Source organism: Pseudomonas sp. DW-iso3 (genome assembly GCF_058725305.1).
This window is the reverse complement of sequence record NZ_JBZXDZ010000010.1, coordinates 46,798-69,000: the sequence shown is the minus strand read 5'-3', so window position 1 is coordinate 69,000 and position 22,203 is coordinate 46,798. Positions and strand designations below refer to the sequence as shown.

Sequence of the window (22,203 nt, the reverse complement as noted above, 5' to 3'; positions counted from 1 at the left end):
GGCAGCGATCATGGACAACTTGCCCCTGGAGCCGATGCTCGCGGTAATCGCCCTGCTGGTCTTATGGGCCGCACTGTTCACCGCCATTGAAGCCGCGCAACAACACCTGCTGGCCCTGCGCCCCGGTACACGCCAGGGTGACAAGGCAGCCGCCCGGCTAAGCTTCCCACGCCACAGCCTGATCCTGTGCAACAGCCTGTGTCGCGCCGCCGTGGTGATCCTCTGCACGCTACTGGCGATCTACGCCTGGGCGCAGAACGGGCCCTGGCTCGGCTGGATGATTTCCTGCGCAATCCTGTTGATTCTGGCCGATTACCTGCCCCGTGCCCTCGCCGTCCGCCATCCGCAAGCCGTGCTGGGCTTTGGCAACACGCTGCTGGGCGTGCCGCTGAAAATCCTCTACCCGCTGGCCTGGCTGCTCAATGGCATCAGCCTGTTGCTGCTGCGCCCATTCGCACGTAAATCCGGCGTGGTGAAAAAGAGCGACGAACCGCTGCCCGACCATGACGATGAGCCAGAGCCCGAGTCCGACGAAAGCCGCACCCCAGGCATGCCCGGCATCCACGCCCTGGACAACATCACCGTCAACGACATCCTGGTGCCACGCAGTGAAGTGGACGGCATCAACCTGGATGACTCGATCGAAGAGATCATCGAGCAATTGCGCACCTCCCAACGTACGCGCCTGCCGGTGTTCCACAGCGACATCAACCAGGTCCAGGCGGTGCTCAACACCCGGCAGATCCAGCACCTGCTGCCCGACGCCAGCCTGACCAAGGAAGCGTTGCTCGCCGCCTGCCACGAACCCTACTTCGTCCCGGAAAGCACACCCCTGCAACTGCAGTTGCTGAACTTTCACAAGCAACAACGCCGCCTGGGCATGGTGGTGGATGAATACGGCGAAGTGCTGGGTATCGTGACCCTGGAAGACATCCTCGAAGAAATCGTCGGTGAATTCGAAAGCGAGCAGAGTGCTGACAACCCGCATATCGAGCCCCAGCCGGACGGCCGCTACATCATCGATGGCGCCGCCTCGATCCGCGAGCTGAACAAAAGCCTGAACTGGCACCTGCCCAGCGACGGCCCCAAGACCCTCAACGGCCTGGTCACCGAAGCACTGGAGACCATCCCGGATTGCGCGGTCTGCCTGAAAATCGGTCGCTACCGCCTGGAAATCCTCGAGACCGAGGACAACCGCGTGAGCAAGGTGCTGATCTGGCACACCAGCCGGATGCCGGTCGCTGCCTGAATCAACTCGGTCCATGTGGGAGCTGGCTTGCCTGCGATGCAGACACCTCGGTCATTCAGTGAAAGCGAGGTGATCTTATCGCAGGCAAGCCAGCTCCCACATACACCCCACTCCAAACCGTAGATCCTCGCCAGCCCCCCTTGTTGTATGTTCAACCCCCTTCCTATAATCGGGGCGGCTTACCAGAGCCGCGCCTGACCGCGTGCTACCCGCACCCCGCGTGTCCAAGCACCGCTTTATCGTGTCTGACCGGCGTTCGCTCCCATCCCGAGCCTTCCCGCGCACAACCCTGATCCATGGGTGATCGACCAATAATAATCCGCGTCCAAACGCGCAATGACCATCAGGGACACTACCATGAGCACCACCTACAACGAGGCCGCGCCCGCCGCCGCCCCGACCAACTCGACCGCACGGGTCGCCACGGCGAGCATCGTCGGCACCGCTATCGAGTTCTACGACTTCTATATCTACGCCACGGCAGCTGCGCTGGTGATCGGGCCGGTGTTCTTCCCGCAGACCTCCGGTACCGCGCAGATGCTGGCGTCGTTCCTGACCTTCGGTATCGCCTTCATCGCCCGTCCGCTGGGCTCGGCACTGTTCGGCCACTTTGGCGACCGCATCGGGCGTAAATCGACCCTGGTGGCCTCGCTGCTGCTGATGGGCGTCTGTACGACGCTGATTGGCTTGCTGCCCGGCTATGACAGCATCGGGGCCTGGGCGCCGATCCTGCTGTGTGTGCTGCGCTTCGGCCAGGGCCTGGGCTTGGGCGGTGAATGGGGCGGCGCGGCGCTGCTGGCGACCGAGAACGCGCCCAAGGGCAAACGCGCCTGGTTCGGCATGTTTCCGCAACTGGGCCCATCGATCGGCTTTCTGGCAGCCAACGGCTTGTTCCTGATCCTGGCCATGAGCCTGAGCGACGAACAGTTCCGCAGTTGGGGCTGGCGCATCCCGTTCATCCTCAGCGCTGCGCTGGTGATGGTTGGCCTGTACGCGCGGCTGAAGCTGCATGAGACGCCGGTGTTCGCCAACGCCGTCGCCAAGGAAGCCCCGGTCAAGGTGCCGCTGGTGGAATTGTTCAGCCAGCATTGGCTGCCGGTGTTGCTGGGCGCTGCGTCGATGGTGGTGTGTTATGCACTGTTCTACATCACCACTGCGTTTTCCCTGAGTTATGGCGTCTCCACCTTGGGCTACAGCCGTGAGACCTTCCTCGGCCTGTTGTGCTTTGCAGTCTTGTTCATGGGCCTGGCGACGCCGTTGGCAGCCTTGGCCAGTGACCGTTTCGGACGCAAGCCGGTGCTCATCGTCGGCGCGCTCCTGGCAATCCTGTCGGGCTTCACCATGGAGCCGCTGCTGACTCACGGTTCGACTTGGGCGGTGGCTTTGTTCCTGGCCTTGGAGCTGTTCCTGATGGGCGTGACCTTCGCGCCGATGGGCGCCATGCTGCCGGAACTGTTCCCGACCCGTGTGCGTTATACCGGTGCTTCGGCGGCGTATAACCTGGGTGGGATCGTGGGCGCGTCGGCCGCACCGTTCTTCGCGACCAAGCTGGTGGCGATGGGTGGGCTGAGTTATGTCGGTGGGTATGTATCGGCGGCAGCGTTGCTCAGCTTGATTGCTGTGCTGTGCCTGAAAGAGACGCGGGATAACGATTTGAACAAGGTTGCCTGATAGACCGCTTTCGCGAGCAAGCCCGCGCCCACATTGTGATCAGTGCCAGACTTGGCAATGCGATCGAATGTGGAGCGGGCTTGCTCGCGAAGGGCGCGACGCGGTTACAGCTCTACAACAACCGCCTTCGAAGCACGGGTCGCCTTCGCCCGAGCCGCTTCAATCGACTCATCCCGCGCCAACGCCACACCCATCCGACGCTGCCCATTCACTTCCGGTTTGCCAAACAGACGCAACGCCGTGTCCGGCTCGCTCAGCGCAGCGCCCAGGTTGGCGAACGCCGTCTGGGTCGACTGCCCTTCCACCAGGATCACCGCCGAGGCCGACGGCCCGAACTGACGGATCAACGGGATCGGCAAGCCCAGAATGGCGCGCGCATGCAGCGCAAACTGCGACAGGTCCTGAGAAATCAAGGTCACCAAACCGGTGTCATGCGGACGCGGCGAAACTTCGCTGAACCACACCTGATCACCCTTGATGAACAACTCCACACCAAACAGGCCACGACCACCCAGGGCCTCGGTCACGGCTTTGGCAACGCGCTCGGATTCTGCCAGGGCAATCGGGCTCATGGCTTGTGGCTGCCAGGATTCCTGATAGTCGCCCTTCTCCTGACGGTGACCCACCGGCGCACAGAACGTGGTGCCGCCGATGTGGCGCACGGTCAGCAGGGTGATTTCGTAGTCGAAGTCGATAAAGCCTTCGATGATCACGCGGCCTTTACCGGCACGGCCACCTTCCTGGGCGTAATCCCAGGCTTTCTGCACGTCGTCGGGGCTGCGCAGCAGGCTCTGGCCCTTGCCCGACGAACTCATCACCGGCTTGACCACGCACGGGAAGCCCAGGTCCTGGACGGCCTTGCTGTAATCTTCGAAGGTATCGGCGAAGTGGTACGGCGAGGTCGGCAGGTCCAGCTCTTCGGCGGCAAGACGGCGGATGCCTTCGCGGTTCATGGTCAGCGAGGTCGCGCGCGCGGTCGGAATCACAGTGAAGCCTTCGGCTTCCAGTTCCACCAGGGTGGCAGTGGCGATGGCTTCGATTTCCGGAACGATGAAATGCGGCTTCTCGGCCTCGATCACCGCACGCAGGGCGGCGCCGTCGAGCATGTTGATCACGTGGCTACGGTGCGCAACCTGCATGGCCGGCGCATTGGCGTAGCGATCCACGGCAATCACTTCAACGCCCAGGCGTTGCAGTTCGATTACCACTTCCTTGCCCAGCTCACCGCAGCCACACAACAAAACGCGGGTCGCGGTTGGCGACAATGGAGTTCCGATTCGGGTCATCTCAGGTCCTCAGGGGAGCGGATCATTGGGAGAAAGGCCGGCATTTTACATGAACTGCAGGAATTGGCCTCAGTTGACGACGGCCCGCTTGCGGATACGCCAGGCCATGATCAGCCACACGACCGTGACCCCGGCGAACTTCGACACCAGCGCGGTGCCCGCCACTGCCGGCGTGAGCGCGCCGATAAGGCCGAAGAAGATAAAGGTGTCGAGGGGAATGCTCAGCGCCGAACTTATCCACAGGCGATCGTGCAGCGGGCGTTTGGTGATGCTGAACACGAGCCAGTCGATGCACTCGGATACCGCAAACGCCGTGGCGCTGGCCAGGGCGATGGCCGGGTCGGACGTGACATACGACAGCACCAACGCCGCCAGCATGGCGATGATCGCTCCGTGACCGAAGCGGGTTTGCACCATGTCGCGCAGGATGAAGACCAGGCCACCCCAGGCCGACCAGATGACGTCCAGGTGCGGGGCGGTGGAAAAGGCAAAGTTGATCAGCACGACGCTGCTGATGTAGGCGATCAGGAAGAGCATGGGGCGAGGGACCTGTGAACAAGGGCCACAGGTTACTTCACATTCAGAAATATGTCGTCTGGGAGGGCCTCATCGCAGGCAAGCCGGCTCCCACATTTTGAATGCATTCATGTGGGAGCTGGCTTGCCTGCGATAGCGGTCTATCCGCCGCCAGATTTCCCGGAAGCCATAAACACCAATCCACTCGCCACCGCCCGCTCATGGCACAACCCCAACACGACCCGGCGCTCGGCGTTATCCATGCGGCTCCAGCGCGTAATTTCATCTACGGTACGCTGGCAGCCGGTGCAAATATCGTCATCGTCCAACGCGCAGATACTCACGCACGGCGAGGCGACGGGGCGTTCAATCGGGTTCATTCTTCCTGCTCTACCAAATCCCGCGCATAACGCTGAGAGTTATGCACATAGTGCGCAGCGCTGGCTTCGAGCATGCGTTTCTGCGCGTCGGTCAATTCACGCACCACTTTGCCCGGCGAGCCCATCACCAGTGAACCATCGGGGATTTCCTTGCCTTCGCCGATCAGTGAATTGGCGCCGATGATGCAGTGCTTGCCGATCTTGGCGCCGTTGAGGATCACCGCGTTGATACCGATCAGGCTGTAATCATCCACCGTGCAACCATGCAGCATCGCGTTATGACCGATGGTCACACCGGTGCCCAGGGTCAGCGGGTAGCCCATGTCGGTGTGCATCACACTGCCATCCTGCACGTTGCTGTTCTTACCGATCAGGATCAGTTCGTTGTCGCCACGCAACACCGCGTTGAACCAGACGTTGGCGCCCTCCTCCAGCTTGACCTTGCCCACCAGCGTGGCATTCGGTGCCACCCAGCTCTGAGGGTGAGTCTCGACGCGGGCGTCGCCCAGGCGGTATTTCATGGTGTTTCCTCACGGCATTGCCATTCAAGCGATGGCTTAGATGTTGATGAAACTCTTGGGGGGCTGGTGCAGGCTGATCTGGGCGTCGTCATAGAGCAGATTGATCAACTCTACGATCATGATCGCCGTCAGCCCCCAGATCTTGTATTCGCCGAACCGATAACTGGGCACGTACCAACTACGTCCCTGGTAATCGATCCTGTGGGTATGTTCGCGCGGGTCCTGTCGGAAGAAGTCCAACGGCACGCTGAAAACGGCGGCGATCTCGGCATCGTTGGCCAGGTATTCGACGTAGTCGGGGATGACGCCGACATACGGCGTAACCCGAATACCGTGCAGGGAGATCAACGGGCTCAACGGGCCAATGACCTCCACAAGGCCGGGTGGAAGGCCTATCTCTTCTTCGGCTTCACGTAGCGCGGTGAAAATCAGGTCCGGGTCTTCGGGGTCGCGGCGCCCGCCGGGAAAGGCCACTTCACCGCCGTGGGTCGACAGGCCGCTGGCACGCAGGGTCAGGATCAGCTCAGGTTCGTCACTGCGGGTAATCGGCACCAGCACCGCGGCCTCGGGGAAACGCCCATCGGTTTCCAGCGTGTGGGGGGTGTGATTGGTTACCCGGCGAAGTAGCTCGTCCAGCATGAGTCATCTCGGTCTGTTGGCTACCTTGCATCATGCACCAAAGCACGCGGGCGCCCAACCCCAAAACCCGCGTGGTGTCGCTAAACGACAACTTGTTGCAGCGCCCTGCCCGTCACGCCAAGATAGACGCACTTTCCAGGAACCCCAGCATGAATTTCTGCAGCCAGTGCGGTAAACCGGTTACCCAACGCATCCCCGAAGGCGACGGCCGCTTGCGCTTTGTGTGCGATCACTGCTCGACCATTCACTACCAGAACCCCAATATCGTCGCTGGCACCGTGCCAGTGTGGGGCGATAAAGTGCTGCTGTGCCGCCGCGCCATCGAACCGCGCCTGGGCTACTGGACCCTGCCCGCCGGCTTCATGGAAAACGGCGAGACGGTGGAACAGGCCGCCATGCGCGAAACCCTGGAAGAAGCCTGCGCCCGCGTGCACAACATGAATATTTACACTCTGATCGACGTGCCACATATCAACCAGGTGCATATCTTCTACCGCGCCGACCTGCTCGACCTGAAGTTTGCCGCCGGCCCCGAGAGCCTGGAAGTGCAGTTGTTCGACGAAGCCGACATCCCTTGGTCCGAGCTGGCTTTCCGCACGGTCGGGCGTACCCTAGAATGCTTTTTCGCTGACCGCAGGCTTCAGTCGTACCCGGTGCGCAGCGAGGCCGTGCCGCCGCTGGGCAAGCCCGCCCAATAACACTCCGGCAGATGGCCTTTAAGGGGATACCGTTTTAATGCGTTGGTTGCTTGCTCTTATCTGCCTGTCGTTCGCTACCCTGTCACCAGCCTCCACGGTGCAAACCCTGGGCGGCAAGCCTGTCGAAAAAGTCCTGGTGCTCAAGTCCGCCCACCAATTGCAGCTGATCAACGACGGCAAGCCGTTCAAGACCTACCGCATTTCCCTGGGCAAGAACCCCAAGGGCCATAAGCTGATCGAGGGTGATCGCCGCACGCCGGAAGGCCTCTACTGGATCGACTGGCGCAAGACCAGCGACCGCTTCAACCTCGCCATGCACATCTCCTACCCGAACATCAGCGACGCCGCCCGTGCCCGCCGCGAAGGCGTGAGCCCCGGCAGCATGATCATGATCCACGGCACGCCGGATACCGAGGATTACCCGGAACAATGGTTCCACACCCTGGACTGGACCGACGGCTGCATCGGCATGCGCAACGTGGACATGCGCGAAGTGTGGAACCTGGTCAAAGACGGCACCCTCATCGAGATTCGTCCGTAATCTCGTACCGTTCGTAAAATAATTCGAAAATATTTCCCGCCCTGCCCCGCACCCGCGGGTGAATACCAGTTCACTCCCGCGGGCTGTGCAGTTCTGCGCGCGATATAGACCTCTCTAATACCACTTGATACCAAGCCCCATTGCAGTGCCCTGAAACCGGCGTTTGCACCGTTTTGGCTGCATTGACATGGTATTTAAGTGGTATTAATTTCCGGCCAATACCGGGCGACAACACTCCAATAACCGCATCGGAAACCTGACAGATGAATCCCATCCTGGGCCTGCGCCCCGACGACAAACAATCCACGCCGCTGTACCTGCAATTGGCGCGCAAGCTGGAAGCGGCGATCCATGCCGGCCAGTGGACGTCCGAACAGGCACTGCCATCGGAACGGGCTCTCAGTGAGCAACTGAGCATTTCCCGGGTCACCGCCCGCAAAGCCCTCGAAGTGCTGTTCGACCAAGGCCTGATCCGCCGCAGCCAGGGTTCCGGCACCTTTATCACGCCGCGCCTGGAACAACCGCTGTCACGCTTGTCGGGCTTCAGTGAGATGTTGCGCCTCAAAGGCTTTGTGCCCAGCTCGCAATGGCTGGAACGCGACATCACCCCGCCGACCCACGAAGAACTGATCCGCCTGTGCCTGTCGACCAGCGACAAAGTGGCGCGACTCAAGCGCCTGCGCAAAGCCGATGACACCGTGATGGCGATCGAAATGACCGTCGTCCCAGCCTCGGTGCTGCCGCAGCCGCAAGCCCTGGGCAGTTCGTTGTACGAATACTTTGAAAGCATCGGCAAACCTATCGTCCGCGCCTTGCAGCATGTGCAGGCGATCAACGCCTCGGACGAGTTCGCGCGCCTGGTGGGCATCGCCCCCGGCACCGCCATGCTGCTGATGACCCGGGTTGGCTACACCGCCGACAACACGCCGATCGAAATCACCGACACCTACTGCCGCAACGACTACTACGACTTCGTCGCAGAACTGCGCCGCCACGACTATTCCGCTGAACTGCGAATTTAGAGAACTGCCCATGTCCGAAGACAACATCCTCACGCCCGACGGCTGGATTCGCGGCCGCCTGGTGCACGAGCACGGTAAGGTGATTGCGATTGAAGGCACACCGTGCGACCCGGCTGAAAACGACTTGCCCTACCTGCTGCCGGGCTTTATCGACCTGCACGTGCATGGCGGTGGCGGCGCAGACATCATGGAAGGCGGCGCGGCTTTCGAAACCATCACCCGCACCCACGTGCGCTTTGGCACCACGTCGTTGCTGGCCACCACCATGACCGCACCGGTGGAGGAAATCTCCCGCGTGCTCGGTCAGCTCGGCACGTTCTGCGAGCGGCGCCCTGCAGGCAGCGCCCGTGTACTCGGCGTACACCTGGAAGGGCCCTACATCAATCCCGGAAAACTCGGCGCCCAACCTAACTTCGCCCACACCGCACTGATGGCCGAAGTCGAAGCCTACCTGCGCCTGGCACCGATCCGCGTGATCACCATCGCGCCGGAGATCGCCGGCCATGACGGTCTGATCCGCGCCCTCAGCGAACGCGGCGTGCGCATGCAGATCGGCCACACCCTGGGCAGCTACGAAGAAGGCGTCGCCGCCCTCGCCGCCGGCGCCACCAGCTTTACCCATTTGTATAACGCGATGAGCCCGTTGCATCACCGCGAACCGGGCATCGTCGGCGCCGCCCTGGCTCATGCCAAATTTGCCGAACTGATCCCGGATCTGCTCCACGTTCACCCCGGTGCCATGCGTGTGGCCCTGCGCTCGATCCCGTGCCTGTACTGCGTCACCGACTCCACTGCCGCCGCCGGCATGCCCGACGGCGAATACAAGCTGGGCAGCCACACCGTGACCAAATGCCTGGGCGGCGTACGCCTGGCCGACGGCACCCTGGCCGGCAGCACCCTGACCATGGACCAGGCGCTGCGCAACCTGGTGAAAATCGGCCTGCCCATCAGCGAAGCCTCACAACGCCTGTCGCAATTTCCTGCGGACTACCTGGGCCTGGAAGAACGCGGCCGCCTGCAACCCGGCAGCTTTGCCGACTGCGTGCGCTTGGACCGCTCCCTGACACTCACCGACGTAATGGTCGAAGGAGAAACCATTGACTTCAAAAATGCTTGAAGAGGCCCTGGCCTCCTGCGACGCCGTCGCCGCTCAACTGCAACGCCTGGACCCGCTGCTGGAAGAAGTCGCCGGCCGCCTGCGCCGCCAGCCGCCGCAAGTGGCGATGACCATCGCCCGTGGCAGCTCGGACCACGCCGCGAGTTACTTCGCCTACCTGGCCATGCAGCATGTAGGCATTCCGGTGGCGTCGTTGCCGATGTCGGTGGTGACCTTGTTGCAAGCGCCGATGAAAGTCAGCGGCCAAGTCGCGTTTGGCTTCTCCCAGTCGGGCCAGAGCCCGGACCTGGTCAACAGCCTGCGCCTGCTGCGCAAGCGCGGTGCCCTGAGCATTTCGCTGGTCAACGCCGAAGACTCGCCGCTGGAAGCCGCCTGCGAATTCCATGTGCCGCTGTGCGCCGGGCCGGAACAGAGCGTGGCCGCCACCAAAAGCTTTATCGCCACCCTCAGCGCCAGCGCGCAGTTGATCGGCCACTGGAATCAGGAAACCGAGTTGCTGCAAGCGTGCCGCGCCCTGCCCGATGACCTGCGTGCCGCTGCCAAGCAGGATTGGACGGTTGCCATCGAGGCCCTGCGCGACTGCCAGCAACTGATGGTCATCGGCCGTGGCGCCGGTTTTGCCATTGCCCAGGAAGCCGCACTCAAGCTCAAGGAAACCTCGGCGATCCAGGCCGAAGCCTTCAGCAGCGCCGAAGTGCGTCACGGCCCGATGGCCCTGATTGGCGACAACTACCCCCTGCTGGTCTTCGCCCCGCGCGGCGCCGAGCAAGCCGGCCTGCTGAGCCTGGCCGCCGACATGCGTCAACGCGGCGCCCGCGTGCTGCTCGCCGCACCGGATGATATCGCCGAGCGCGACCTGACCCTGAGCCGCGCCGAACACCCGACCCTGGACCCGATCCTGGCGATTCAGAGTTTCTACATCATGGCTGCAGGCCTGGCGGTCGCTCGGGGCATGGACCCTGACCAGCCGCGCCACCTCAGCAAAGTTACCCGCACTCACTGAGTGGCGTTTTCCTGATGAGTACCGTGCCCATGTCCTACAACAATAATGAATTGACCCTCAGCGCACCGTTAAGCGGGCCAGTGCTGACCCTGGGCAACGTTCCCGACGAAGTGTTCGCCAGCGGCGCGATGGGCGATGGTATTGCTATCGACCCCTTGAACGATTGCCTGTACGCGCCCTGTGACGGCGTGATCATCCATGTCGCCCGCACCGGGCACGCCCTGACGATTCGCGCCGAGAACGGTGCCGAGGTGCTGATGCATGTGGGCATCGACACGGTGGAACTGAATAGCGAAGGCTTTGCCTTGCTGGTCAAGGACGGCGCGCGGGTGAGCAAGGGCCAGGCGTTGGTGCAGTTTGACCTGGACCGCATTGCGCGTCAGTGCAAGAGCCTGGTCAGCCTGATCATCCTGACCAATGGCGAGCGCTTTGAATTGCGTGCGGTGGCCGGGCAAAAGGTCAAGGTCGGCGAGCCGTTGTTGCAGATCGTGGCGCGTTCGGCGGCAGCGGTTCAAACCGCTGTGGATAACTCGGAAGCTGACGTCAGCGCCAGCGTACGCATCACGCATCGTGGCGGTTTGCACGCGCGTCCGGCAGCGTTGATTCGCAAGACCGCCCAGGACTTCAGCAGCCAGGCACAGCTGCATTTCGGTGATAAATCGGCGTCCTGTGACAGCCTGATCGGCTTGATGGGCCTGGGTATTGGCGAAGGGGACGAAGTACGCGTGACCTGTCGCGGCAAAGACGCCGAAGCCGCATTGCAGGCATTGGTCGCGGCGTTGTCAGCCGTCATCAAGGAAGAACACCACGTCCCTGTCGTTGCCCCCCCACGCCGAGCGCATACCGAAGCCGGCGTGCTGCAAGGTGTGTGTGCTGCGCCGGGCCTGGTCTGCGGGCCGTTGTTCCGCCTGACCGGCATCGAATTGCCGGCAGACGTCGGCAACCACTCTGCCGACGAACAACTGCAACACCTGGACACCGCCCTGGAGCAAGTACGCAGCGAAATTCGCAGTACTCTGGCGCATGCCCGCCAGCGCAAGAACGTCGAGGAAGAGGACATCTTCGCCGCCCACCTCGCTCTGTTGGAAGACCCCAATCTGCTGGAAGCCGCGACCCGTTCAATTGAACAAGGCAGCGCAGCCACCCATGCCTGGCGCGATGCAATCCAGGCGCAATGCGCGGTGTTGCTGGCCCTGGGCAAACCACTGTTTGCCGAACGTGCCAACGATCTGCGGGATTTGCAGCAACGCGTATTGCGCGCGCTGCTCGGTGAAGCCTGGCATTTCGAATTGCCCGCCGGATCGATTGTCAGCGCCCATGAACTGACCCCGTCTGACCTGCTGCAACTGAGTGCGCAACACGCCGTCGGCATTTGCATGGCCGAAGGCGGCGCCACATCCCACGTGGCGATTCTGGCCCGCGGTAAAGGCTTGCCCTGTGTGGTGGCGTTGGGCGCCGAAGTTCTCGACGTGCCCCAAGGCCAACGCGTGGTACTCGACGCCGTCAACGGCCGTCTGGAATTGGAGCCCACCGAAGCGCGTCACGCCGAAGTGCACCAGATTCGCGACGCGCAGAAACTGCGGCGCCAGCAGCAACAGGCCCAAGCCCAGGAGCCGGCGCGCACAACGGATGGCGTGAGTATCGAGGTCGCCGCGAATGTCGCCTCCAGCGCCGAAGCCCAGGTGGCGTTTGAAAACGGTGCCGATGGGGTCGGCCTGCTGCGCACCGAGTTTCTCTTCGTCGACCGCCGCACCGCACCGGATGAGCAGGAACAACGTCACGCCTACCAAGCCGTGCTGGATGCCATGGGCGACAAGTCAGTGATCATCCGCACCATCGACGTGGGCGGCGACAAGCAACTCGACTACCTGCCGCTGCCGGTCGAGGCCAACCCGGTGCTGGGCCTGCGCGGTATCCGCATGGCCCAGGTGCGCCCGGAGCTGCTAGACCAGCAACTGCGCGCACTGCTGCAAGTGTCTCCACTGGAGCGTTGCCGCATTCTATTGCCGATGGTCAGCGAAGTGGATGAGCTGCTGCAGATCCGCCAGCGCCTGGATGAGCTGTGCGTGGAGTTGGAGCTGACCCAGCGCCCCGAACTGGGGGTGATGATCGAAGTGCCCGCCGCTGCGCTGATGGCCGAACACTTGGCCAAGCATGCGGACTTCCTGTCCATCGGCACCAATGACCTGTCCCAGTACACCCTGGCCATGGACCGCGACCACGCCGGCCTCGCCGCTCGGGTCGATGCCCTGCACCCGGCGCTGCTGCGGCTGATCGCTCAGACCTGTGCAGGCGCGACGAAACACGGGCGTTGGGTCGGCGTATGTGGCGCCCTCGCCTCCGACCCGTTGGCTACGCCGGTATTGGTGGGACTGGGGGTCAGCGAGCTGTCGGTGAGCCCGCCGCAGATCGCAGAAATCAAGGACCGCGTCCGCCACCTGGACGCGGCGCAATGCCGGCAACTGAGCCAAGGCCTGCTCGACCTGAGCAATGCCAAGGCCGTTCGCCAAGCCTGTCAACACCACTGGCCGCTGAGCTGACAACAACAAGAAAAAAGGAGTCTCGCCATGTACCAACATTTCATCGAAGGCCTGCAACGCCTGGGCCGTGCACTGATGCTGCCGATCGCGATCCTGCCGATCGCCGGCCTCCTGCTGCGCCTGGGCGACACCGATCTTTTGAACATCGCGGTGATGCACGACGCGGGGCAGGCGATCTTCGCCAACCTGGCGCTGATCTTCGCCATCGGCATCGCGGTGGGTTTTGCCCGTGACAACAACGGCACGGCCGGTTTGGCCGGTGCGATTGGTTACCTGGTGATGGTCTCCACGCTCAAGGTCATGGACACGTCCATCAACATGGGGATGCTCGCCGGTATCGCCAGCGGCCTGATGGCGGGTGGGCTGTACAACCGCTTCAAGGACATCAAGCTGCCGGAGTATCTGGCGTTCTTTGGCGGGCGACGGTTTGTGCCGATTGTCACCGGCTTTTCGGCAGTTGGGCTGGGCGTGATCTTTGGTTTGATCTGGCCGCCGATCCAGCACGGCATCAATAGCTTTGGCGTGTTGCTGATGGAAAGCGGCAGCCTGGGCGCCTTTGTGTTTGGCGTGTTCAACCGCCTGCTGATCGTTACCGGGCTGCACCATATCCTCAACAATATGGCCTGGTTTGTATTCGGCAGCTTCACAGACCCAGTGACCGGCGCGGTAGTGACCGGCGACCTGACCCGCTACTTCGCCGGCGACCCCAAAGGCGGCCAATTCATGACCGGCATGTTCCCGGTGATGCTGTTCGGCCTGCCCGCCGCGTGCCTGGCGATGTACCGCAACGCCTTGCCCGAGCGCCGTAAAGTGATGGGCGGGATTTTCCTGTCCATGGCGTTGACCTCGTTCTTGACCGGGGTGACCGAGCCGATTGAATTTGCGTTCATGTTCCTCGCACCGTTCCTGTACCTGATCCACGCGGTGCTGACGGGCCTGTCGATGGCGGTCACCAACATGCTGAATATCCACCTCGGGTTTACCTTCTCCGGTGGGTTTATCGACATGGTGCTGGGTTGGGGCAAGTCCACCAATGGCTGGCTGGTGTTCCCGGTCGGCCTGGCCTATGCGCTGATCTACTACAGCGTGTTCAACTACTGCATCCGTCGTTTCAACCTGAAGACACCGGGCCGGGAAGATACCCAGGTGGTCCAGGCTGAAGCGATGAGTGATAACCAGCGGGCCACGGCTTACATTCAGGCGCTGGGTGGTGCGGAGAATCTGCTGAGCGTCGGCGCCTGCACCACGCGCCTACGGTTGGACATGGTGGATCGCAATAAGGCGGTGGACGCGGAGCTGAAAGCGCTGGGTGCCATGGCGGTCGTTCGACCAGGTAACGGCGGCAGCTTGCAGGTGGTGGTCGGGCCGATGGCGGACAGTATTGCTGATGAGATTCGCTTGGCGATGCCAGGGTTTGTTGCAGCAGCGCCTGTAGTGGTTGCGCCTGTGGAAAAGCCAGTTGCAGTGAATGTTCAGGAGGCCGAGAAATGGCTGAATGCGCTGGGTGGCCGAGGGAATGTGCGCCAGCTGGAAGCGGTGGCGATGACCCGGTTGCGGGTGGAGTTGGGGGATGATTCGGGGTTGTCTGAAGCTGATCTCACCGCACTGGGTTGCCAAGGTGTGAGCCAGCTGGAAACCGGTGTTTGGCACCTGTTGATTGGTGACAAGGCCACAGGATTGGGTGAGGCACTTGAGCGGTTGGTCGGTGCTCAGCAGATCGGGGCGAGCGCTTAAAGCTTCATCGTTTGAAAAGGCCTCTTCGCGAGCAACGAAAACCCGGCTAACGCCGGGTTCTTTAATCTCGGTTACTCAATCCGAGCAAACCGCTCAATAACAGGCTGTTCTCTATGCTCCGCCTGCCACAGGTCATAACTGCTCTGCATTGAAAGCCACATCTGGGCCTTGCTGATGCCTGCGCGCTCAAGCCGTACAGCGAGATCAGGGCTAACAGGCGCATGCCCATGAAGAATTCTTGAAAAGGTTTCCCTCGCGAAACCCAGGCGTCGAGCCACCTCAGTGATCGTCATCCCCAGCCCGGGAATGACATCCTCAAGCAGTATTTCCCCTGGGTGAGGAGGATTGTGCATACCCATAAACAGACCCCTTCTCAGTGGTAATCCAGATAGTCGACCTGCTCGACTTGATCGTCATACATGCGAAAAATGATGCGCCAGTTACCACTGATGCTCACTGACCAGTAGTCGACAAGATCCCCCTTCAAGCGATGGAAGCGCCCACCTGGCAGTTCCAGATCGCCCCAATGAGTCGCGCTATCTAAAATCAGCAAGACACGGCGCAAGCGATGCACGTGGTTGGCATTGATCCCTTTCGTTGAGCCCGTTTCATAAAGATGCGAAGGCCTTTATGTTTCCAACTAACGATCATGGCGCGACTGTGATGTGATACATCACGCCATGCAATAGCCGCATATCAGTTCTGGTCGTCAGACTCATAACATTCCACCACTGAGACAATGCAAAGCAGGGAGGCTAGGGAGATGGGTGCCGAGGGACAACCTGAACGGTTTGTAGGAAAGTGTCTGAGCGGACGTCTTCGCGAGCACGTCGAATAGGCCCTCACAGCCAACAAAAAACCCGCCGGCCAAACTGGCCCAGCGGGTTTCTTGTTTATGCAGCGTGCGAATCAAAAATCCGCCAACTGCCACACTTCATAAGCCGGTGTTTCATACGGGTGGCTTAGTTTGAGCGCCGCCACGACAGCCACGATCAACTCATCCGCCACCACCAGCTCAACCTTCCATTCTTCAACCACTTCAACCTGGCCGACCTGCCCGATAAACGGCTGGCTGCCGTCTAATGCGCGGAATTGGCCCTGGCCCAGCACTTGCCAGGCGCAGCTGTCGTAGCTGCCGATGCGCCCGCCGCCAGCGGCGAAGACGGCGGTTTTCACTGTCTCCACATGGCTGTCGGGCACGAAGAAGCTGAGCTTGTACACGGCCTTAGTTCACCCACACGCGGGCGTTGCGGAACATGCGCATCCAGGCGCCGTCTTCGTTCCACTCTTCCGGACGCCACGAGTTCTGCACAGCGCGGAATACACGCTCCGGGTGCGGCATCATGATGGTCACGCGACCGTCGCGGCTGGTAAGGCCGGTGATCCCGCGCGGCGAGCCGTTCGGGTTGGCCGGGTAGGTCTCGGTGACCTTGCCGTGGTTGTCGACGAAGCGCAGGGCCACGGTGCCGGACAAGTCAGCTTCGAGCAGTGCTTCTTCGCTGGCGAACTCGGCATGGCCTTCGCCGTGGGCGATGGCGATTGGCATGCGCGAACCGGCCATGCCTTGCAGGAAGATCGAGTTGGACTCCTGCACCTGCACCATGGCGACACGGGCTTCGAACTGCTCGGACCGATTGCGCACAAAGTGCGGCCAGAACTCGCTGCCCGGGATCAGTTCGCTGAGGTTGGACATCATCTGGCAACCGTTGCACACACCCAGGGTGAAGCTGTCGTTGCGCTCGAAGAAGCCCTGGAACGCGTCGCGGGCACGGCTGTTGAACAGGGCCGACTTGGCCCAGCCTTCGCCGGCACCCAGCACGTCGCCGTAGGAGAAACCACCGCAGGCCACCAGGCCTTTGAACGCATTGAGGTCAACGCGACCGGCGAGGATGTCGCTCATGTGCACGTCGATCGCATTGAAGCCGGCGCGGTCGAACGCGGCCGCCATTTCCACCTGGCCGTTGACGCCCTGCTCACGCAGTACGGCAACCTGTGGACGAATGCCTTTCTTGATGTAAGGCGCGGCGATGTCCTGGTTGACGTCGAAGCTGAGCTTGGTGCTCAGGCCCGGGTTATCTTCTTCCAGGATCACGTCGAATTCCTGCTCGGCGCAGTCGGCGTTATCACGCAGGCGTTGGATCTGGTAGCTGGTCTCGGCCCACTGGCGTTGCAGCAAGCGGCGCTGGCCGGCAAACACGGTGTCGCCATTGAACGAGATGTTGATCTCGCCGTTGTTGATCGGCTGGCCGATCACCGCCACGCAGTCATCCAGGCCAGCGGCGCTGAATTGGGCGAGGACGTCCGGGGTAGCGTCCTGGCGAACCTGGATCACGGCGCCCAACTCTTCGTTGAACAGGATACCGTTGATTTCGGAGGCATCCTCGGCAACGCTGTCGAGCACGATGTTCAGGCCGCAGTGACCGGCGAAGGCCATCTCGACAACGCTGGTCAGCAAGCCGCCATCGGAACGGTCGTGGTAAGCCAACAGGTGACCGTCGGCATTCAGGCCCTGGATCACGGCGAAGAAGGCTTTCAGGTCTTCGGCGTCATCGACGTCCGGTGCCTGCTTGCCGAGCTTGCCATGGGTCTGTGCCAGGATCGACGCGCCCATGCGGTTCTGGCCACGGCCCAGGTCGATCAGGATCAGATCGGTGGTGCCCTTGTCCATGCGCAATTGCGGGGTCAGGGTCTGACGGATGTCGGTGACCGGTGCGAAACCGGTGACGATCAGCGACAGCGGCGAAGTGACCGTCTTGTCGACGCCGTCTTCGTTCCAACGGGTGGCCATGGACATGGAGTCCTTGCCCACCGGAATGGTGATACCCAGCTCAGGGCACAGCTCCATGCCGACAGCCTTGACGGTGTCGTAGAGGCGCGCGTCTTCACCTGGGTGACCGGCAGCGGACATCCAGTTGGCCGACAGTTTGATGTCGGACAATTTACCGATGCGCGAAGCCGCGATGTTGGTGAGGGTTTCACCAATGGCCATGCGGCCCGACGCCGGAGCGTCGAGCAGGGCCAGCGGCGTACGCTCGCCCATGGCCATGGCTTCACCGGTGTAAACGTCGAAGCTGGTGGCGGTGACGGCAACGTCAGCCACCGGAACCTGCCAAGGGCCAACCATTTGGTCACGGGCCACCAGGCCGGTGATGGTGCGATCGCCAATGGTGATCAGGAAGCTTTTGCTCGCCACAGCCGGGTGGTGCAGCACGCGTTCGATGCTGTCGGCCAGTTCCAGTTGGCTTGGGTCGAAATCATCGCCCAGCTCGGCTTCACGAACCGCAGAACGGTGCATGCGCGGGGCTTTGCCCAGCAGCACTTCGAGCGGCATGTCCACTGGGCTGTTGCCGAAGTGGCTATCCGTCACAGTCAGCTGCGGCTCAGCAGTGGCTTCGCCGACCACGGCGAACGGGCAGCGCTCGCGCTCGCAGATGGCCTGGAAGCGCGCGAAGTCTTCTGCACCAACCGCCAGAACGTAACGCTCCTGGGATTCGTTGCTCCAGATTTCGTGCGGGGCCATGCCCGGCTCGTCGTTTGGAATGTTGCGCAGTTCGAAACGGCCACCCCGGTCGCCATCGTTGACCAGTTCCGGGAAGGCGTTGGACAAACCACCGGCACCGACGTCGTGGATGAAGCTGATCGGGTTCTTGTCACCCAACTGCCAGCAACGGTCGATGACTTCCTGGCAGCGGCGCTCCATTTCTGGGTTTTCGCGCTGTACGGAAGCGAAGTCCAGGTCCGCCGAGCTGGTACCCGTGGCCATGGAGGAAGCCGCGCCGCCGCCCAGGCCGATCAGCATCGCCGGGCCGCCGAGGACGATCAGCTTGGAGCCGACCAGGATCTCGCCTTTCTTGACGTGTTCTTCACGGATGTTGCCCATGCCGCCAGCCAACATGATTGGCTTGTGGTAACCGCGCACTTCATCGCCACGTGGGGTGGTGATCGATTGTTCGAAGGTACGGAAATAACCCGTCAGGGCAGGACGGCCGAATTCGTTGTTGAACGCAGCACCGCCCAGCGGGCCTTCGATCATGATGTCCAGCGCGGTGACGATGCGCTCGGGCTTGCCGTACGGCACTTCCCATGGCTGTTCGAAGCCTGGGATCTGCAGGTTGGACACGGTGAAACCGGTCAGGCCAGCTTTCGGCTTGGCGCCACGGCCGGTGGCACCTTCGTCGCGGATCTCGCCGCCGGAACCGGTGGCTGCACCCGGGAACGGAGCAATTGCGGTCGGGTGGTTGTGGGTTTCAACCTTCATGAGGATGTGCACCGGCTCCTGCACCGCGCCGTATTGGCGGGTCTCAGGGTCCGGGAAGAAACGGCCGGCGACGGAGCCGACGATCACCGAAGCGTTGTCCTTATAAGCCGACAGAACGCCTTCGCTGTGCATCACGTAGGTGTTCTTGATCATGCCGAACAGGCTTTTTTCCTGGCTTTCGCCGTCGATGTCCCAACTGGCGTTGAAGATCTTGTGACGGCAGTGCTCGGAGTTGGCCTGGGCGAACATCATCAGTTCGATGTCGTGTGGGTTGCGCTTCAAGCCGTTGAAGGCGTTGACCAGGTAGTCGATCTCGTCTTCGGCCAGGGCCAGGCCCAGCTCGGTGTTGGCCTTCTCGAGGGCGGCGCGGCCACCGCCAAGCACGTCAATCGCGGTCAGCGGCTTGGGCTCGGCGTGGCTGAACAGACCGCCAGCCTGTTCCAGCTGGCTGACGATGATCTGGGTCATGCGGTCGTGCAGGCTGCTGGCGATCAGCTCGGCTTCGGCATCGCTGAATTGGCCGGCGACGTAGAAAGCGATACCCCGCTCCAGGCGCTGGACTTTCTCCAGGCCGCAGTTGCGGGCGATGTCGCTGGCCTTGCTCGACCAGGGCGAGATGGTGCCGAACCGCGGCAGAACCAGGAACAAGCGGCCGTTAGGCTCTTGAACCGGAACGCTTGGGCCGTACTTCAGAAGGCGTGCCAGCACTTGCTGTTCGTCGGCGGTCAATACGCCGGTAACGTCGGCGAAGTGAGCAAATTCAGCGTACAGGCCTGTAACAGCTGGAACCTTTTGGCTCAGTTGCTCAAGGAGTTTGCTGTGGCGAAAGGCAGAAAGGGCAGGAGCGCCGCGCAGGATCAACATCTTCGGGACAGCCTCGGGAAGGGGGTGTGCTTTGAGGCCGTGCATTCTAGCGTAAACCGCCGCCAACGGCACCCGAAACGCTACCGGTGGCTGCTGCCGGACGTCAGTTGGCTGGATTACACCCCTTTCGAGGGGCCAGGCCGGGCATTCGGCGCAGTTATTTTAACCGTCACAATCCCTCGCCAAGCCCCGTTTCTGCGGGCTGCAGCACAGTTTTGCCGGCGCTAGCAGACAAGACCCGCGCTGTCGAGATATGGCGCCGTGGGCCGTTTGCGTATACTGCGCAGATGTTCTCCCCAACTGCTTTGCGCCCGCGATGCGCCAAATGGCTCATCGCCACCGGACTCTTCCTGATGCTCAGCGCCTGTGTTGATAAACCCAGCACGCTCGAGCGAATCAAGGAGGATGGCGTATTGCGGGTGGTCACCCGGAACAGTCCGGCGACCTATTTCCAGGACCGCAACGGTGAAACCGGTTTCGAATACGAACTGGTCAAGCGCTTCGCCGATGACCTGGGCGTGAAACTGGAGATTGAGACCGCCGACAACCTCGACGACCTGTTCGGCCAACTGGGCAAACCCAATGGCCCGGTTCTCGCGGCGGCCGGCCTGGTCAGCAGCGAACAGCGCCAGACCCAGGTACGTTTCTCCCACCCCTACCTGGAAGTCACCCCGCAGATCATCTACCGCAACGGCCAGTCGCGCCCGACCAACGCGGCAGACCTGGTGGGCAAGAAGATCATGGTGCTCAAGGGCAGCACCCACGCCGAACAACTGGCAGAGCTTAAAAAACAGAACCCTGCGATTGAATACGAAGAATCCGACGCCGTTGAAGTCGTCGACCTGTTGCGCATGGTGGACGAAGGGCAAATCGACCTGACCCTGGTGGACTCCAACGAAGTGGCGATGAACCAGGTGTACTTCCCCAACGTGCGCGTGGCGTTCGACCTGGGCAACGCCAGCAACCAGAGCTGGGCCGTGGCCGCGGGGGAAGACAACAGCCTGCTCAACGAAATCAACAGCTACCTGGATAAAGTCGAAAAGAACGGCACGTTGCAGCGTCTGAAAGACCGCTACTACGGGCACGTCGATGTTCTCGGCTATGTGGGTGCCTACACCTTCGCCCAGCATCTGCAGCAGCGCTTGCCCAAATACGAGAAACACTTCCGCGCCTATGCCAAGGCAGAAAAGGTCGATTGGCGCCTGCTGGCCGCCATCGGTTATCAGGAATCGCTGTGGCAGCCGGCCGTCACCTCCAAGACCGGCGTACGCGGTTTGATGATGCTGACCCAGAACACCGCCCAGGCGATGGGCGTGTCCAACCGCCTGGACCCCAAGCAAAGCATTATGGGCGGCGCCAAGTACCTGGCCAAGATCAAGGACGAGCTGGACGACAGCATTGCCGAACCGGATCGCACCTGGTTCGCCCTTGCCGCCTACAACGTCGGCACCGGCCACCTGGAAGATGCCCGCACGCTGGCCAAGCGCGAAGGCTTGAACCCGAACAAGTGGCTGGACGTGAAGAAGATGCTGCCGCGCCTGTCGCAGAAGCAGTGGTACAGCAAGACCCGCTACGGTTATGCGCGCGGCGGTGAGCCGGTGCATTTTGTGGCGAACATCCGGCGGTATTACGACATTCTTACCTGGGTGACGCAGCCACAGTTAGAGGGTAACCAGGTGGTTGAGGGCAACCTGCACGTGCCGGGTGTGGATAAGACCAAGCCGCCGGAAGATAACCCGCAGTTGTAAGACGCACTCCCAAACACCCTAAGACTAATGTGGGAGCGGGCTTGCTCGCGAAAGCGGTGAGTCAGTCGCTACACAGGCTGACTGATACACCGCATTCGCGAGCAAGCCCGCTCCCACATTTGGATCTCCACTAGGCTTAGAGGCCGGTGATCAGATGCACCACCCCATCTGCCAACACCATACCCCCCGGAACACCCGCAGCCTTTAACGCCGCAGCATCCATCTTCGCCACATCCTGCAACTGCACCCTCACCCGCGTCAGCGCCACGCGCTGCTGCGACTTGAGGTTATCCGCCCCACCCAACGCGTTCAGCACCTCGGCCGACAACAGACTTTGCTTCGGCGCAGTGACGGTCTCGGCAATCAAATCCGGCGTCAGGGCTTTCCAGAATGCCCTCTGTAATTTCTCGAACATG

At 61.8% G+C, this 22,203-nt stretch carries 19 protein-coding genes and 1 pseudogene; 10 read left to right on the top strand and 10 right to left on the bottom strand.

Translation table 11 applies throughout. The features are described from left to right. Positions 1-10 precede the first annotated feature (10 nt). Positions 11-1,249, top strand: a complete 1,239-nt coding sequence (locus tag AC4PS7_RS26025; protein ID WP_010207980.1) for a transporter associated domain-containing protein — start codon at positions 11-13, stop codon at positions 1,247-1,249. A gap of 357 nt (positions 1,250-1,606) precedes the next feature. Then, positions 1,607-2,920 (top strand): MFS transporter, encoded by a 1,314-nt coding sequence (locus AC4PS7_RS26020; protein WP_010207979.1) that lies wholly within the window; start codon positions 1,607-1,609, stop codon positions 2,918-2,920. A 104-nt stretch (positions 2,921-3,024) separates the two neighbouring features. On the opposite strand, the gene purT is transcribed toward AC4PS7_RS26020, so the two are convergent. The 5 genes from purT to AC4PS7_RS25995 all read right to left on the bottom strand — a co-directional run bounded on the left by purT (position 3,025) and on the right by AC4PS7_RS25995 (position 6,262). After that, the gene (purT, locus tag AC4PS7_RS26015; protein ID WP_010207976.1) at positions 3,025-4,206 is read right to left on the bottom strand and encodes a formate-dependent phosphoribosylglycinamide formyltransferase; all 1,182 of its coding nucleotides are present in this window, start codon (positions 4,204-4,206) and stop codon (positions 3,025-3,027) included. 69 nt (positions 4,207-4,275) lie between these two features. Continuing rightward, entirely contained in the window at positions 4,276-4,743 is a 468-nt protein-coding gene (locus AC4PS7_RS26010) for a VUT family protein (RefSeq protein ID WP_010207975.1), read from the bottom strand. 140 nt (positions 4,744-4,883) lie between these two features. Next, entirely contained in the window at positions 4,884-5,102 is a 219-nt protein-coding gene (locus AC4PS7_RS26005) for a DUF1289 domain-containing protein (protein ID WP_010207973.1), read from the bottom strand. Then, on the bottom strand, positions 5,099-5,623 hold the full coding sequence (locus AC4PS7_RS26000) for a gamma carbonic anhydrase family protein (RefSeq protein ID WP_010207972.1): 525 nt from the start codon (positions 5,621-5,623) through the stop codon (positions 5,099-5,101). Before AC4PS7_RS26000 ends, AC4PS7_RS26005 begins: the two co-directional genes overlap by 4 nt. A gap of 36 nt (positions 5,624-5,659) precedes the next feature. After that, positions 5,660-6,262: a CoA pyrophosphatase gene (locus AC4PS7_RS25995; protein WP_010207970.1), complete on the bottom strand. Its 603-nt coding sequence runs from the start codon at positions 6,260-6,262 to the stop codon at positions 5,660-5,662. Between the two features lie 149 nt (positions 6,263-6,411). On the opposite strand from AC4PS7_RS25995, the gene AC4PS7_RS25990 reads away from it, so the two are divergent. The 7 genes from AC4PS7_RS25990 to nagE all read left to right on the top strand — a co-directional run bounded on the left by AC4PS7_RS25990 (position 6,412) and on the right by nagE (position 14,917). Beyond that, positions 6,412-6,960, top strand: coding sequence for an NUDIX hydrolase (locus AC4PS7_RS25990; RefSeq protein WP_154974728.1), 549 nt, complete (start codon positions 6,412-6,414; stop codon positions 6,958-6,960). A 37-nt stretch (positions 6,961-6,997) separates the two neighbouring features. After that, positions 6,998-7,501 carry a L,D-transpeptidase family protein gene (locus AC4PS7_RS25985; protein ID WP_047542936.1) on the top strand — a complete coding sequence of 168 codons (504 nt, stop codon included), beginning with the start codon at positions 6,998-7,000 and terminating at the stop codon, positions 7,499-7,501. A gap of 263 nt (positions 7,502-7,764) precedes the next feature. After that, positions 7,765-8,523 carry a GntR family transcriptional regulator gene (locus tag AC4PS7_RS25980; RefSeq protein ID WP_010207963.1) on the top strand — a complete coding sequence of 253 codons (759 nt, stop codon included), beginning with the start codon at positions 7,765-7,767 and terminating at the stop codon, positions 8,521-8,523. Between the two features lie 10 nt (positions 8,524-8,533). Beyond that, the gene (nagA, locus tag AC4PS7_RS25975) at positions 8,534-9,640 is read left to right on the top strand and encodes an N-acetylglucosamine-6-phosphate deacetylase (protein WP_010207962.1); all 1,107 of its coding nucleotides are present in this window, start codon (positions 8,534-8,536) and stop codon (positions 9,638-9,640) included. Further along, a complete protein-coding gene (locus tag AC4PS7_RS25970) occupies positions 9,621-10,643 on the top strand; it encodes an SIS domain-containing protein (protein WP_029529045.1) in 1,023 nt (340 codons plus the stop codon). Before nagA ends, AC4PS7_RS25970 begins: the two co-directional genes overlap by 20 nt. Positions 10,644-10,672: 29 nt before the next feature. After that, positions 10,673-13,183, top strand: coding sequence for a phosphoenolpyruvate--protein phosphotransferase (ptsP, locus tag AC4PS7_RS25965; protein ID WP_492179836.1), 2,511 nt, complete (start codon positions 10,673-10,675; stop codon positions 13,181-13,183). Between the two features lie 27 nt (positions 13,184-13,210). Next, positions 13,211-14,917, top strand: coding sequence for an N-acetylglucosamine-specific PTS transporter subunit IIBC (nagE, locus tag AC4PS7_RS25960; protein WP_154974725.1), 1,707 nt, complete (start codon positions 13,211-13,213; stop codon positions 14,915-14,917). 71 nt (positions 14,918-14,988) lie between these two features. On the opposite strand, the gene AC4PS7_RS25955 is transcribed toward nagE, so the two are convergent. From AC4PS7_RS25955 to purL, 4 genes and pseudogenes are all read right to left on the bottom strand, one after another. Continuing rightward, positions 14,989-15,276, bottom strand: coding sequence for a HigA family addiction module antitoxin (locus AC4PS7_RS25955; protein ID WP_010207958.1), 288 nt, complete (start codon positions 15,274-15,276; stop codon positions 14,989-14,991). Between the two features lie 14 nt (positions 15,277-15,290). Next, a pseudogene (locus AC4PS7_RS25950) lies at positions 15,291-15,568 on the bottom strand (type II toxin-antitoxin system RelE/ParE family toxin). 258 nt (positions 15,569-15,826) lie between these two features. Further along, the gene (locus tag AC4PS7_RS25945) at positions 15,827-16,138 is read right to left on the bottom strand and encodes a YqfO family protein (protein ID WP_098467328.1); all 312 of its coding nucleotides are present in this window, start codon (positions 16,136-16,138) and stop codon (positions 15,827-15,829) included. A 4-nt stretch (positions 16,139-16,142) separates the two neighbouring features. After that, positions 16,143-20,039, bottom strand: coding sequence for a phosphoribosylformylglycinamidine synthase (gene purL / locus AC4PS7_RS25940; protein WP_044287830.1), 3,897 nt, complete (start codon positions 20,037-20,039; stop codon positions 16,143-16,145). 287 nt (positions 20,040-20,326) lie between these two features. Between purL and mltF the strand changes: the two genes are divergently transcribed. Further along, entirely contained in the window at positions 20,327-21,787 is a 1,461-nt protein-coding gene (gene mltF, locus AC4PS7_RS25935) for a membrane-bound lytic murein transglycosylase MltF (protein ID WP_010207950.1), read from the top strand. A 136-nt stretch (positions 21,788-21,923) separates the two neighbouring features. Here mltF and AC4PS7_RS25930 read toward each other — a convergent pair whose 3' ends face one another. Then, positions 21,924-22,202, bottom strand: coding sequence for a PTS sugar transporter subunit IIB (locus AC4PS7_RS25930; RefSeq protein WP_010207949.1), 279 nt, complete (start codon positions 22,200-22,202; stop codon positions 21,924-21,926). Between the last annotated feature and the right edge of the window lies 1 nt (position 22,203).